Here is a 13299-nt window from a genome sequence, read left to right on the forward strand (position 1 = left end):
CCGGATATGACGGGAGACGTCACCACACGTACGGCACCAGCCGATAGTGCACCTTCTGCATGTACTCGTTGTACCCGTCGAGCTCTTGCTGGAGCAGCTTCTCTTCGTCGTCGATGCGGGCCACGAGGACCGGCAGGGCCGGGACGATCGCCAACAGTCCCCAATACGAGCCGAGAGCAAGGGGCGTTCCGATCATCATGATCACCGTGCCGAAGTACATCGGGTGCCGCACAAGGCCATAGAGGCCTGTCGAGACCACCGTCTGTTCGGCTTCAACGGTGATGGTCGCGGCCGCGTAGCTGTTCTGAATGACGACGAGCTGCGCCAGCCCGAGCCCGACGGCGACAAGGATGTTGCCAACGATGACTACCGCCGGCGGCACATGCGACCAGCCGAATCGGTAGTCAAGGGCGCTGACGACAAGCACTGCGACCACCGCCGCGATCGTGCCGATGATGACAAGTTTCTGCACGAGTCTGGTCTCGGCCATCGGCCCTGCCTTCATCCGCCGCTGGAGCGCCGCCGGGTCGTTCACCGCCAAGTAGATGCTCGGCACCAGCGTGGCCACCATGAACACCGCGATGAAAACCCAAGCCTGCCAATACTGGAGCGTGCCGGCCGGCCAGAACAGCAGCACGCCGAAGAAAACGAGGCCGAAAAGTCCAGACGCCACTGTTTGAAGCGCGATCTTCACGATTTCTCACCACACTCCCGGCACCAAGCGATGGTGCACCTGTTGCGTGTATTCGACATAGCCGGTCAATTCCTGTGTCAGCGCCTTCTCCTCATCGAGGATGCGGAAGGCAAGGACAACCAAGCTGGGGATGAGGGCGACGAGCCCCCAATAGGAATCGAGCGCAAGAGGTGTGCCGATCATCATGATCAGCGCACCGGAGTACATCGGATGACGCACCAGTCCGTACAGTCCCGTCGAGACCAGCTGTTGCTCCGACTCGACCGTGATCGTGGCCGCAGCATAACTGTTCTGTTGGACCACCAGCATGGCGAGGCCAAGGCCAACCGCAACCAGCACATCGCCGATCAACACGACCGCGGTCGGAACCTGCGACCAACCGAATCGATGGTCGAGCGCGCTGATGACAAACATCGCACTAGCCAATAGATAAACGCTCGTGACGATGATCTTCTGCGCGGGTCGCGCTTCCGCGAGGGGGCCCGCGTTCATCCGACGACGCAGGACCTCTGGTCGCTTCACCGCCCAGTAGATGCTGGGCCCGGCCGTAGTCGCGGTGAATACAGCGATGAAAACCCATGCCTGCCAGTAATCGAACGTGCCCGCCGGCAGAAAGAGCAGCACGCCGAAGTACACGAATCCGAGAACGCTCGACGCGATTGCCTTGAGGCCGCTGTTCATGCTCTCTCCTTCTGTCGGGTTACAGCGCGTCGCGGCGGCGATAGATCCAGCCGGCGACCAGTGTGAGCGCCGCGGCCGCGAGGACCATGACCACCAAAGCGGCGACGGGGTACTCCATCGGCGCGGTGGTGCGGCCCACCGGTGACAGGTCGATCAGCCACTGCGGAAGCCGCAGCAGCGCACCGAGATACAGGGCGGCCACCACGAAAGTGACTGCGAACCAGCCGATCCAGGTATGACGCACCGCGACGGCGATCGCGGCGATGCCTGCCATTACGCCCATTGCCGGCACGTACGCCAGCCCGGCCACAGTCAATCTCGCGACGGTTTCCGGCTCGCCAAGGGTGATGCCAGCGCCGAGGCCATTGCCGAGGCCGGCCAACAACATCAGCACGGCCGAGCCCAGCAGCGCCGAGGCAACGGCGGTCAACAGCCACCGCCACCGCGACACCGCGCCGGCGATCACTGCCTCACCGAGACCGTTCTCTTCGTCGCCATAAACACGCAACACCGCCCCGACGACGTACGCGGTGGCCGCGGCGGCCAGGAACTGCGTCATCGTCGTGTACACACCGTCGGTGCCTTGCGCCGCCAGCACACGGTTGATGAGCTCGTTCTCCTTTGCTGCGTCCATAAGCGACTTGGTCATGGACCCAAACGCCAAGCCGCCCAGGAACAATCCGACACCCCACCCGATGGTCTGGCCACGCTGAAGCGTCAGATGCAAACCGAGGACCCCCCTGATCGAATGCGCATTCGGGCGCTCGCCGGTGGACGGGATGTTTCCGTCGTCGTACTGGCGCCGGCTTTCCAGCACCGCGGCCAACGCCATCAGCCCGACCGCGAGCGCTACCAAGAGCGCGAACGGCCACCAGCGCAGGTCGACGAACGGGCGCATCTGCTGTGCCCAGGCGATGGGGGAGAACCAGCTCAGCGCGCTGCCGGAGTTGTTGATCACGTCGCCGACGCCGCGCACCAGAGCGGCCAGCGCGAGCGCGCCCATCGCGGCGCCGGTGGCCGTGCGTCCCTGACGCCACAGCTGGGCGGTGACGCCCGCGACCGCACCAAACACCATGGCCACACCCGTGACGCCGAGGCACATCGCGGCGGTGTCGACGAAAGCGAACCCTGTTGCGGCCATCGCCAGCGTCATGGTGATGGCCAGGATCGCGTTGACCCCGCCGACAAGGATGAGCGCCGCGTATGTGCGGGCATACCCGCCCACCACCGACGACAAGACCAATTCCGCTGCACCGCTTTCCTCTTCGGTGCGAGTGTGTCGAATGATGGTGAGAATGGACAGGATCGAGGTGGCGACGATCAGCGTGAGCATCAACTCGTTTGCCATCATCGCGCCCAGGTCGGTTTCGTTCCCGCCGAACATGGGTCCGCCCAACATCATTCCGGCAGGCGTCTTGAGTAGGTTGACCCTGGCCAGCCGCTGAGCCTCTTCCGGGTAGGCCAGCTTGATCGCGTTGGGCGCGTAGACCATGGTCAGCGTGAGGATCCCGATCCACACGGACAGCCGGACGCGGTCGCGGCGGATCGCCAGCCGCAGCAGGCTGCCCACCCCGGTCCACTGTGAGCCGCCCGATGTGGCTTCGTGGCGCCCCGTTTGCGGTGCGACGGCGGTGGCGCTCATCGCGTCACTCCTTGGTACTCGCGCAGAAACATGTCCTCGAGCGAGGCCGGCGTCACCGTGAGGTCGATGATGCCGAGTTCGGTGAGCATGTCCATCGTGCGGTCCAGATTGTCGCGGTCGACCGAGAAGCTGTAGTGGCCGTCGTGGATCGAGAAATCGTGCACGAACTCGGCGCGTTGTAGCGCCTGGCCGTCGGAGCGGGTGCGCACCGTCACGGTGGTGCGCATCAGGTGTCGCAGCTCCTCGAGTGGGCCGGACTTCACCGCGCGGCCTGCGCGGATGATGGTGACGTTGTCGCAGAGCTTTTCCACCTCGGCAAGGATGTGGCTGGACAGCAGTACCGCGGCGCCGCGGCCGGCGACCTCTTCGACGCACTGCTGAAAAGCCTTTTCCATCAACGGATCCAGGCCCGATGTCGGCTCGTCGAGGATGTAGAGCTCGGCGTTCGTGCTGAACGCCGCGACGATCGCCACCTTCTGCCGGTTGCCCTTGGAGTAGGTGCGTGCCTTCTTGTGGGGATCGAGTTCGAAGCGGTCGATCAACTGGTCACGGCGTCGGGTGTCGACCCCGTTGCCGCGCAAGCGCGCAAGGAAGTCGATGGCCTGCAGCCCGGTGAGGTTGGGCCACAACGTGACATCGCCGGGTACGTAGGCGATCCGGCGGTGCAACGCGACGGCGTCGCGCCACGGGTCACCACCGAGTAGACGCGCGGTGCCGCCGTCGGCGCGCAGCAGCCCGAGCAGCACCCGGATGGTGGTGGACTTGCCCGCGCCGTTCGGCCCGAGGAAGCCGGTGATGTCGCCAGGCGCGACCGTCAGGTCGAGTCCGTCGAGCGCCTTGGTGCGACCGAAAGACTTGGACAGCCCCCGGATCTCAACTGCGAGCTGCGACTGGGTCCCGTTAGCCCGCTGCAGGGACCGGGTTGTTTGAGCCGTCATCGCCTTCTCCTTCGTGGGATGTGAACGGAATACCTTTTTCGCGCTGTGCCAGAAATGCGTCGTACATCGTCGAGTCGGCCATCAATCCTTCGGTGAACATCTCGAGGGCGGGCAGCACCATCTCTTCGCCATAGTCGCGAAGGACGGCTCGCAAATCGCTTGGGTTATCGTGCATTTGCAGATACAGCAGGAATCCGCCGCCGCTCGAAAGCCCCATGTACTTGGCCCTGGCGGCGGGGTCGCGGCTTGGCTTGATGGTGCCTGCGCGCACGCCTTCCTCGATGTACTCCTCGGCATTGGCGATCATGCGGCGCCAGAAGGCTTTTGCGAGCTCGCTGCCGGACTGCATGCTGCGCACCAGATAGGCCATCATCGGTGCGTACGACTCGATCTCGGCCATTTGGGCGAACCAGGTCGCCGGGTCGCTTGTCTGTAGCGACTCCGATTTCGCCTGGCGGATCTCCTCGGCGATGTAGTCGTCACAGGCCTTCCGCAGGCCCTCCTTGGAACCGAAGTGGTGGATCACCAGCGCGGCCGACACACCTGCCGACTCGGCGATGGTGCGCAGCCCCACGTTGAACCCGTGCTTGCCGTACTGCTCGATCGCGGCATCACGGATTCGGGCGATGGCCGTCCGATCGTCTGGGGCTGAACGCATGTTTAGTACGCTAAACATGCGTTTAGTGCGTAGTCAAGAATTCACCCCGTCAAGAACCCGTAAATGTCGGAAGTGGAGCGCAGCTCTCGAGACGTCAGTCGCGAGCGGCGGCCAGCAGGCCATCACCGAGCGGGACGAGCACCGGCGTCAGCCGCTCGTCCTCCGCGATCAGTCGCGCCGCCTCGCGGACGGCACTGACCTCGGCATCGTTGGCGCTTGCGTCGCCGGCACGACCGCCAAGCGCGGCGCGGTGCACGACGATCGCGCCGCCGGGCCTCAGCAGCCGCACCCCTTCGACGACGAACTGCGGCTGGTCGACGGGATCGGCGTCGACGAACACCAGGTCGTAGGACTCGTCGGCCAACCGCGTCAGCACGTCCTGGGCGCGGCCGCTGATCAGCCGAGTGCGCGACGGGCCGACACCGGCCTCGGAGAACGCCTGCTTGGCGATGCGCTGATGCTCGGGCTCAACGTCGATCGTGGTCAGCACGCCGTCCTCACGCATGCCCGACAGCAGCCACAACCCGCTCACACCGGCACCGGTGCCGACTTCGACGACGGCCTTGGCCCCGGTCAACTTGGCCAGCACGCACAGCAGCGCACCCACCGCCGGGGTGATCGCGCCCGCGCCGATGTCCACCGCTCGCTCACGGGCGGCCGCCACGATGGCGTCCTCGGAGATGGATTGTTCGGCGTGCGTGACGATCGACTCGGCCCGACTGGGCTTACCCGCCGTGTCGTCGGTGCTGGCCATGCCCGCAGCGTAGAGCGAATCCCGGTTGCCCAGTACCGCGACACGCCCGCGCAAAAACCCCGGAGTCGGGCGCAGGTCGCGTGGTTTTTGCAGGTCGAAAAACGGGTAGCGCTCTTTCTCAGGAAATGTTCAGTTTGCTCATATGCCAACCACACCAGGGTGGGAGAGCGTATCCCTCATGGAACACGGCGAACGCTGGCGCTCTGGGAATAAGCACGTGCTCAGCGGTGTTGCCGCCGATATCGAGCCGTCGATGAAGGATGATGGCCGCGACCAGGAGGATCCGACGACCAGTTCAAGTGCCCCCGTTGCCCCGGTGACCATGGCTCACCTCGAGCAGTACACGGATGGCGAATGGGTAGAGCCTTCCGACGAGTTGACCGGCACTGCGGTGTTCGACGCCACCGGCGACAAAACCACGATGCCGTCCTGGGATGAGCTGGTGCGCCAACACGCCGACCGCGTGTACCGGCTGGCCTACCGCCTTTCCGGCAACCAGCACGACGCCGAGGATCTGACGCAGGAGACGTTCATCCGCGTCTTCCGCTCGGTGCAGAACTATCAGCCCGGCACGTTCGAGGGCTGGCTGCACCGCATCACCACCAACCTGTTCCTCGACATGGTTCGCAGGCGCGGACGCATCCGCATGGAGGCGCTGCCGGAGGACTACGAGCGGGTGCCCGCCGACGAGCCCAATCCCGAGCAGATCTATCACGATTCGCGGCTGGGTCCGGATCTGCAGGCCGCGCTGGACTCGCTGCCGCCGGAGTTCCGCGCCGCGGTGGTCCTGTGCGACATCGAGGGACTCTCCTACGAGGAAATCGGCGCCACACTCGGCGTCAAGCTCGGCACCGTGCGCAGCCGCATCCACCGCGGCCGGCAGGCCTTGCGCGACTATCTGGCGAGCCACCCGGATACGGGGTCGTTGGGTCGTCCCAGCGACGCGGCCAAATCCGCCTGACCGTTCGCGGGTGTCGGGCGCGGCCTGCCGCGCTACATTCGAGTTAGCGTCGTCGTAACAGACGTGAGCAAGCCGAGAGGAGCTGGGCGATGGTCGACCCGGGACATGTGTTCCGTCGCGCGTTCTCCTGGCTGCCTTCTCAGTTCGCCTCGCAAAGTGATACGCCGGTCGGGCCGCGCCAATTCGGGTCGACGGAGCATCTGTCGACCGAGGCGATCGCCGCGTTCGTCGACGGCGAGTTGCGGATGACCGCACATCTGCGCGCTGCACACCATTTGTCGTTGTGCCCGCAGTGCGCGACGGAGGTGGAAGCCCAGCGCCAGGCTCGCGCCGCGTTGCGGGATTCCTGCCCGATCGTCATCCCGAGCTCTTTGCTGGGGATGTTGTCCCAGATCCCGCACCACACCCCGCAAGAGCCGCCCGTCGAGGCGGATCAGCCGCAGTTAGCTGACGACGCGACGCGCTCGCGGCGTAAGCGCCGGTAGGGTGGATGCAAAATGACGTGCGCCGGACCCCCACTTTCCGGGCGGGCGCTCCAAAAGAGAGTGATAACGGGTGACCAATCAGGACCAGTCGGGCGGTAAGAACCGCCTGGAGCCGCGCCCTGTCTCGCGTCCACCTGTCGATCCGGCCGCGCAGCGCGCGTTCCGCCGGCCCGACGGCGTCAACGGATCCTTCGTGGGTCTGGACCGCTACCGCGATCAGGGCGAGTACAAGCCGACAAGTCAGCCACCCGACGCGGTGCTCGCCGAGGCGTTCGCGCGGCCGTACGTCGGAGGCGAATCGCTGCAGCGACATCCCGCCGACGCCGGTGCGCTGGCGGCTGAACGCGACGGACATGACACGGATCGACCCGCCGATCCCTGGCGCGACCCCGGCGCCGCCGCTGCACTGGGCACTCCCGCGGTGCCGGCACCCGCGCACGCGCCGTCGAACATCCAGATGGGCAAGCTCGGTGTGCGCGAGGTGCTGTTCGGCAGCAGGGTCTCCTACGTCGCGTTGGCGGTTCTCGCGATCACCGCGTTGGTCATCGGCGTCGCTGGCGGATGGGTGGGCCGCAAGACCGCCGATGTCGTCGAGGCGTTCACCACGTCGAAGGTCACCCTCGACACCAGTGACACTGGCCAGCCGCCCGAAGGGCGCTTCGCGAAAGTCGCTGCGGCAGTTGCTGATTCGGTCGTCACTGTAGAAGCGGTCGGCGACCAGGAAGGCTCACAGGGTTCCGGAGTCGTGATCGACGGCCGCGGCTACATCGTCACCAACAATCACGTGATCTCCGAGGCTGCCATCAACCCCAGCCAGTACAAGATTGCCGTCGTCTTCAACGACGGCAAGGAGGTGCCGGCCAACCTCGTCGGCCGCGACCCCAAGACCGACCTTGCAGTGCTGAAGGTCGACAACGTCGACAACCTGTCGGTCGCCAAACTCGGCGACTCCGACAAGCTGCGCGTCGGCGATGAGGTGATCGCAGCAGGCGCTCCGCTGGGTCTGCGCAGCACCGTGACGCAGGGCATCATCAGCGCGCTGCATCGCCCTGTGCCGCTCTCGGGCGACGGCTCGGACACCGACACGGTCATCGACGGCGTGCAGACCGACGCGTCGATCAACCACGGCAACTCGGGCGGACCGCTGATCAACATGAACGCCGACGTGATCGGCATCAACACCGCGGGCAAGTCGCTGTCGGACAGCGCCAGCGGCCTTGGCTTCGCGATCCCGGTCAACGAGGTGAAGAACGTCGTCGACGCGCTGATCAAGGATGGCAAGATCGCCCACCCGACATTGGGCCTGACCGCACGCTCGGTCAGCAACGACATCGCGTCCGGTGCGCAGGTGGCCAACGTGAACAAGGACAGCCCGGCGGAGCGCGCGGGCATCCTGGAGAACGACGTCGTGGTCAAGGTCGGCGACCGTACCGTGGCTGACGCCGACGAGTTCGTCGTCGCGGTCCGTCAGCTCAAGATCGGGCAGGACGCGCCGATCGAGGTCGTTCGCGACGGCCGCCACGTCGTCTTGACCGTCAACCCCGGCCCCGACAACACCGCGTAACTATGTTCGCGAACGTGGGCTGGGGCGAGATGCTGGTCCTGGTGATCGCCGGTTTGGTGATCCTCGGGCCGGAACGGCTGCCCGGCGCTATCCGGTGGACGTCGGGCGCCCTGAGGCAGGCCCGCGACTACATCAGTGGTGCGACCACTCAGCTGCGCGAGGACCTCGGCCCGGAGTTCGACGACCTTCGCCAGCCGCTGAGCGAGCTGAACAAATTGCGGGGCATGTCCCCGCGGGCCGCGCTGACCAAGCATCTGCTCGATGGCGACGATTCGATATTCACCGGCAAGGTCGACAAGCCCGTCAGCTCACCGGCTCCGGAGCCCTCGCCGCCGAGCTCCAAGGCGCCGGACCCGACACCGGCCCCCGCGACGACGCCTTTCGACACCGACGCGACGTAAGTCTCAGCGTCCGGCAGGATCCAAGCCGAGCGACATGCCGGCCAGCCCGCGTTTGCGGCTCGACAGCGCGTCAGCGATGCTGCGCAGCGCCTTGCCTGCGACCGAATCGGGCGCCGACAAGACCAGCGGCACCCCGGAGTCCCCGGCTTGCACAAGCGCCGGGTCCAGCGGCACCTGGCCCAGAAGCGGCACGTCAGCGCCGACCGCCCGGGACAAGCTTTCGGCCACCTGTTGGCCGCCGCCCTCGCCGAAGATCTGCATAGTGGTGCCGTCGGGCAGCAGCAGCCCGGACATGTTCTCCACCACGCCTGCGATGCGCTGCTTGGTCTGCAGCGCGATCGCGCCTGCCCGTTCGGCGACTTCGGCAGCGGCCAGCTGCGGCGTCGTCACCACCAGAATGTCGGCGCCCGGGATCAGCTGGGCCACCGAGATCGCAATGTCTCCGGTACCGGGCGGCAGGTCGAGCAGCAGCACGTCGAGGTCGCCCCAGTAGACATCGGCCAGGAACTGCTGCAGCGCGCGGTGCAGCATCGGCCCGCGCCACACCACCGGGGTGTTGCCCTGGGTGAACATCGCGATCGAGATGACCCGTACGTCGTGGGCCACCGGCGGCAGAATCATCGACTCGACCTGCGTGGGCCGGTCGGTGGTGCCCATCATCCGCGGCACCGAGTGGCCGTAGATGTCGGCGTCGAGCACGCCGACCGACAATCCCCGCGCCGCCATCGCAGCGGCCAGGTTGACGGTGACGCTGGACTTGCCGACGCCGCCCTTGCCGGACGCGACGGCGTAGACGCGTGTCAGTGAACCTGGCTGTGCGAACGGGATCACCGGCTCGCGGGCATCGCCGCGCAACTGCTTGCGCAACTCGGTGCGTTGCTCGTCGTTCATCACGTCGAGGGTGACCTTGACGGCGCCCGTGCCGGGGACATCGGCGACCGCATGGCTGACGCGCTCGGAGATCTCGGTCTTCTTCGGACACGCCGACGTGGTCAGGTAGACCTCGACGTGCACGCCGCCGTCGGCTTCGACGGTGACGTTCTTGACCATGTTGAGCTCGGTGATCGGCCGCCGCAGTTCGGGGTCGATCACCTTGGCCAGCGCGGCGCGCACCGCGGCTTGCAGCTCACTGGGTGTTTGAGACATCACCAGCGAGTCTAGGCGGACTCGACAGGTGTATTTTTACCGGCCGTCAGGCGGGCGGGCCGGGCAGCGTGCCCGGCGGCGGCGGCAGAAGCGGCTGCGGCTCGGGCGGTGGCGGCCCAGGAAGAGGTGCGGGTGCTGGTCCGGCCAGCGGTTCAGGAAGGGGCCCCGGCGGCGGGCCTGCCGGCGGACCCGGGGGAACCAGCGGGTTGGCATTGGGCACCTCGCCTGGTGCGGCCAGCACCGGCGCCGCGGGCGGAACAGTGCTCTGGATGCAGAACACCGCGCACTCGGGTTTGGGCGGCGGCTGCATCCACGGCGGCAGCCACGGCGCGGGTTCCGGCGCCGCAGGAGGTGGCGCCGCCTGCAGTGCGCTCGCGGGCCCGGGCAGCGGGCCAAGCGTCTGACCTGGAGCGAAGCCAGGAACGTAGGTCGGGATTTGGCTTGCGACGTCGCCGCGTCCCATTAGGGGCATCAGCGCCAGCGGGTCGTTGGCTGGCAGCCCGAGGGCGTTTAGCGGCAGCCCGGGGCCGAGGCCTTCGTAGTTTTCCAGGTGCGGATCGGCGAGCGCAGGGACCGGTCCCGTGATCGGCGGCAGGTCTACCGGCACCACTCCGGTCGCATACGCGGCCGCCCAGCCGAGCACATTTCGGGCGTAGGCCACCGAATTGTTGTAGCGCAGGATCGCGGCCATCACCTGGGACTGGTCGCGCAGGTTGAGCCCGCCGCTGCACAGGTAACGCGCCGCGGCCAGGGTCGAGTCGAAAAGGTTCTGCACCTCGGCCTTGCCGTCGCCGTCGCCGTCCGCGGCGTAGCGCGACCAGGTGCCGGGCAGGAACTGCATCGGTCCCATCGCGCGGGCGTAGGTGATCCGGTCGGCGGTGCGGCTCTGCACGATGACCTCGTTGCCTGGCAGCGTCCCGTCCAGCGCAGGCCCGTAAATCGGCCGCACCGCGGTGCCGCGGGCATCGGTGGCGCCGCCGTTGGCGTGCATGGACTCGATGCGCCCGATGCCGGCCAGCAGGTTCCAGCTCACGCCGCAGCCAGGAGAGGCCGCGGCCATCATGCGCTCGGCGTTGCGGTAGGCGGACAACGCCATCGACGGAATGCGAAGTGTCCCAGGCGCACTGGTCACCACCGCGGGCGGGGGAGCGGAGACGTTCGCGGACGCGATGTGAAATGCCGTTGGCGTCTTGCTAACCGCCACCACCGACGCCCCTTCGCGTGCGCCGGGTGACAGTTCCACGGCGGCCAGCGGCGTCACCGCAGAGTTGCGCACTGGCGCATTGGGCGATGGTGCAGACGCGCCAACGGCGCCGGCGAGAATTATCGGGGTGATGACTGCAATGCCGAAGGCAGGCGTGCGTGTGGCTCGCCCTGCTCGGCTCCGCGCCGCCTCGAGGGCGGATCCTCCCCCTATGCGCACTCAACCGTCCTAAATGTGCGGTGGCCTGTGAACCAAGTCACCATACCTACTCGATAACAGAAGCGTTACAGCAATGGCCTGAGCTAGTTCAGCCCAGCTTTTTGGACCGTCGGTCCGCGCCGTCCGGTTTACTCGCGGTTTCGGGAGCCGGCGCGCCCTGCGGCTCCTGCAATTCAGCCAACATTTCACGCAATTCCTCGAGCTCGCGGCGCAGGTAATCGCGAGTGGCGACTTCGCCTACGGCCAGCCGCAGCGCGGCAAGCTCGCGCGCCAGGTACTCGGTGTCGGCCTTGGTCTGCTCGGCCCGTCGACGGTCTTCCTCCAGCGACACCCGGTCGCGGTTCTCCTGGCGGTTCTGTGCCAGCAGGATCAGCGGCGCGGCATAGGCGGCCTGCGTGGAGAACGCCAGGTTGAGCAGGATGAACGGGTACGGATCCCACCGCAGCTGCACCGCGGAGAGATTCAGGGCGACCCAAATGATGACGAGGATGGTCTGAAACGCCAGATATCGGCCCGTTCCCAGGAAGCGGGCGATGGATTCGCTGAACCGCCCGACCGCCTCAGGGTCGACATTGAAACCGAACCGGCGCGAAGACCGCGGGGTGTACAGGTCGCTCATGTCACCCCTTCAGCGCCAAAGAGTTCGGGTTCCTCGCGCTCTCGCCAGTCATCGGGCAGCAGATGGTCGAGCACGTCGTCGACCGATACCGCGCCCAGTAGGTGGTTTTCGTCGTCGACCACCGGACCGCAGACCAGATTGTATGCAGCGAAATAGCGGGTGACCGCCGCCAGCGAGTCCTCTGGCCGCAGGATGGGCAGATCGGTGTCGACGATGCCGCTCACCAGCTCCGCAGGAGGCTCGCGCAGCAGCCGCTGCAAATGCACGCAGCCCAGATAGCGGCCGGTCGGCGTGGCGGTGGGCGGGCGCGTGACGAACACCAGAGAGGCCAGTGCGGGCGTCAGGTCGGGGTCGCGGACCCGCGCCAGTGCCTCGGCGACGGTGGTGTCGGGCGCCAGGACAACCGGCTCGGATGTCATCAGACCGCCTGCGGTGTCGGGTGAGTGGCTGAGCAGCCGTCGCACATCTTCTGAGTCTTCGGGGTCCATTCGGCGCAAGAACTGTTCGGCGTCGGCCGGTGTCATCGTGCCCAGCAAGTCGGCGGCGTCGTCGGGATCCATGGCCTCGAGCACGTCGGCGGAGCGCTCGGCGGGCAACTTCCTCAGCACGTCGGCCTGTTCGTCTTCGGGCAGCTCCTGCAGGACGTCGGCCAGCCGCTCGTCGTCGAGGGCATTGACCACCTCGTTGCGCCGCTTGGCCGGCAGCTCGCGGATGGCCTCGGCGACCTCGACAGGACGCTGGCCCGCGAACAGCTCGAGCAGCTGCGCCACACCTTGGTCGGGCATCGCCAGACCCGACGGCGTCAGACCCTGCACGTGCTGCCAGTCGACCACGTGCATATTGCTGCGACGGCCCAGCCGGCGTTGCGGCCGCACGGCCACCTTCGTCACCATCCAGTCGCGGGTGCGCGTCTGCTCGATGCCCAGATCCACGACGACCACGTCGATTCCGCTCAGCTGCGGCAGGTCGGGATCGTCGACGCGGACCCGAGTTTCGATCACCTGTCCCAACGCAAGCACTTCGCCAGGCCGTTGCGCGAACCGGCGAAGCGACACACTGCCGGTTGCCAATGTGACGGAACCGGGCTCGATGGCGGTCACGCGCAGGATCGGTACGAAAATCCTTCGGCGGGTGAGCATTTCGACGACAAGGCCAAGCACTCGCGGTTGCTGACGCACGATGCTGATGCTGACCACCACGTCGCGGACCCGGCCGATGGACTCGCCGTCGGGGCCGAGCACCACCATCCCCGCGAGTCGGGCCGCGTAGACCCTGTTCACCGCCGCCATATCTGTAGAGAGTAGAGAGTAGATCTGTGGATAACGCGAATCGG

General features: G+C 66.7%; 14 protein-coding genes. 4 read left to right on the plus strand and 10 right to left on the minus strand.

Annotation, left to right across the window (positions count from 1 at the left end):
* Window positions 1-19: 19 nt before the first annotated feature.
* From VFH65_RS07645 to VFH65_RS07670, 6 genes are all read right to left on the minus strand, one after another.
* Entirely contained in the window at window positions 20-694 is a 675-nt protein-coding gene (locus tag VFH65_RS07645; RefSeq protein ID WP_353320549.1) for a methyltransferase family protein, read from the minus strand.
* A 6-nt stretch (window positions 695-700) separates the two neighbouring features.
* Window positions 701-1375, minus strand: coding sequence for a methyltransferase family protein (locus VFH65_RS07650; RefSeq protein ID WP_353320550.1), 675 nt, complete (start codon window positions 1373-1375; stop codon window positions 701-703).
* Window positions 1376-1394: 19 nt separating this feature from the next.
* Window positions 1395-3017, minus strand: a complete 1623-nt coding sequence (locus VFH65_RS07655) for an ABC transporter permease (RefSeq protein WP_353320551.1) — start codon at window positions 3015-3017, stop codon at window positions 1395-1397.
* Entirely contained in the window at window positions 3014-3955 is a 942-nt protein-coding gene (locus tag VFH65_RS07660) for an ABC transporter ATP-binding protein (RefSeq protein WP_353320552.1), read from the minus strand. The genes VFH65_RS07655 and VFH65_RS07660 overlap by 4 nt, the downstream gene beginning before the upstream one ends.
* Window positions 3918-4613 (minus strand): TetR/AcrR family transcriptional regulator, encoded by a 696-nt coding sequence (locus VFH65_RS07665; RefSeq protein ID WP_353320553.1) that lies wholly within the window; start codon window positions 4611-4613, stop codon window positions 3918-3920. Before VFH65_RS07665 ends, VFH65_RS07660 begins: the two co-directional genes overlap by 38 nt.
* 94 nt (window positions 4614-4707) lie before the next feature.
* Window positions 4708-5367, minus strand: a complete 660-nt coding sequence (locus VFH65_RS07670; protein WP_353320554.1) for an O-methyltransferase — start codon at window positions 5365-5367, stop codon at window positions 4708-4710.
* Between the two features lie 178 nt (window positions 5368-5545).
* Here VFH65_RS07670 and sigE point away from each other — a divergent pair, with 178 nt between their 5' ends.
* The 4 genes from sigE (at window position 5546) to tatB (ending at window position 8778) form a co-directional block, all read left to right on the plus strand.
* Entirely contained in the window at window positions 5546-6328 is a 783-nt protein-coding gene (sigE, locus tag VFH65_RS07675) for an RNA polymerase sigma factor SigE (protein ID WP_353320555.1), read from the plus strand.
* An 89-nt stretch (window positions 6329-6417) separates the two neighbouring features.
* Window positions 6418-6813 (plus strand): anti-sigma E factor RseA, encoded by a 396-nt coding sequence (gene rseA / locus VFH65_RS07680; RefSeq protein ID WP_353320556.1) that lies wholly within the window; start codon window positions 6418-6420, stop codon window positions 6811-6813.
* Window positions 6814-6883: 70 nt separating this feature from the next.
* Window positions 6884-8377, plus strand: a complete 1494-nt coding sequence (locus VFH65_RS07685) for a S1C family serine protease (RefSeq protein WP_353320557.1) — start codon at window positions 6884-6886, stop codon at window positions 8375-8377.
* 2 nt (window positions 8378-8379) lie between these two features.
* Window positions 8380-8778, plus strand: coding sequence for a Sec-independent protein translocase protein TatB (tatB, locus tag VFH65_RS07690; protein WP_353320558.1), 399 nt, complete (start codon window positions 8380-8382; stop codon window positions 8776-8778).
* A gap of 3 nt (window positions 8779-8781) precedes the next feature.
* On the opposite strand, the gene VFH65_RS07695 is transcribed toward tatB, so the two are convergent.
* The 4 genes from VFH65_RS07695 to VFH65_RS07710 all read right to left on the minus strand — a co-directional run bounded on the left by VFH65_RS07695 (window position 8782) and on the right by VFH65_RS07710 (window position 13255).
* Window positions 8782-9924, minus strand: coding sequence for an Mrp/NBP35 family ATP-binding protein (locus VFH65_RS07695; RefSeq protein WP_353320559.1), 1143 nt, complete (start codon window positions 9922-9924; stop codon window positions 8782-8784).
* A gap of 46 nt (window positions 9925-9970) precedes the next feature.
* Window positions 9971-11347, minus strand: a complete 1377-nt coding sequence (locus VFH65_RS07700; protein WP_353320560.1) for a lytic transglycosylase domain-containing protein — start codon at window positions 11345-11347, stop codon at window positions 9971-9973.
* A gap of 88 nt (window positions 11348-11435) precedes the next feature.
* A complete protein-coding gene (locus tag VFH65_RS07705) occupies window positions 11436-11966 on the minus strand; it encodes a DUF1003 domain-containing protein (RefSeq protein WP_353320561.1) in 531 nt (176 codons plus the stop codon).
* Window positions 11963-13255, minus strand: coding sequence for a magnesium transporter MgtE N-terminal domain-containing protein (locus VFH65_RS07710; RefSeq protein ID WP_353320562.1), 1293 nt, complete (start codon window positions 13253-13255; stop codon window positions 11963-11965). Before VFH65_RS07710 ends, VFH65_RS07705 begins: the two co-directional genes overlap by 4 nt.
* Window positions 13256-13299 lie beyond the last annotated feature (44 nt).

The sequence above is a fragment of the Mycobacterium sp. genome (assembly GCF_035697385.1).
Taxonomy (GTDB): Bacteria; Actinomycetota; Actinomycetes; order Mycobacteriales; family Mycobacteriaceae; genus Mycobacterium.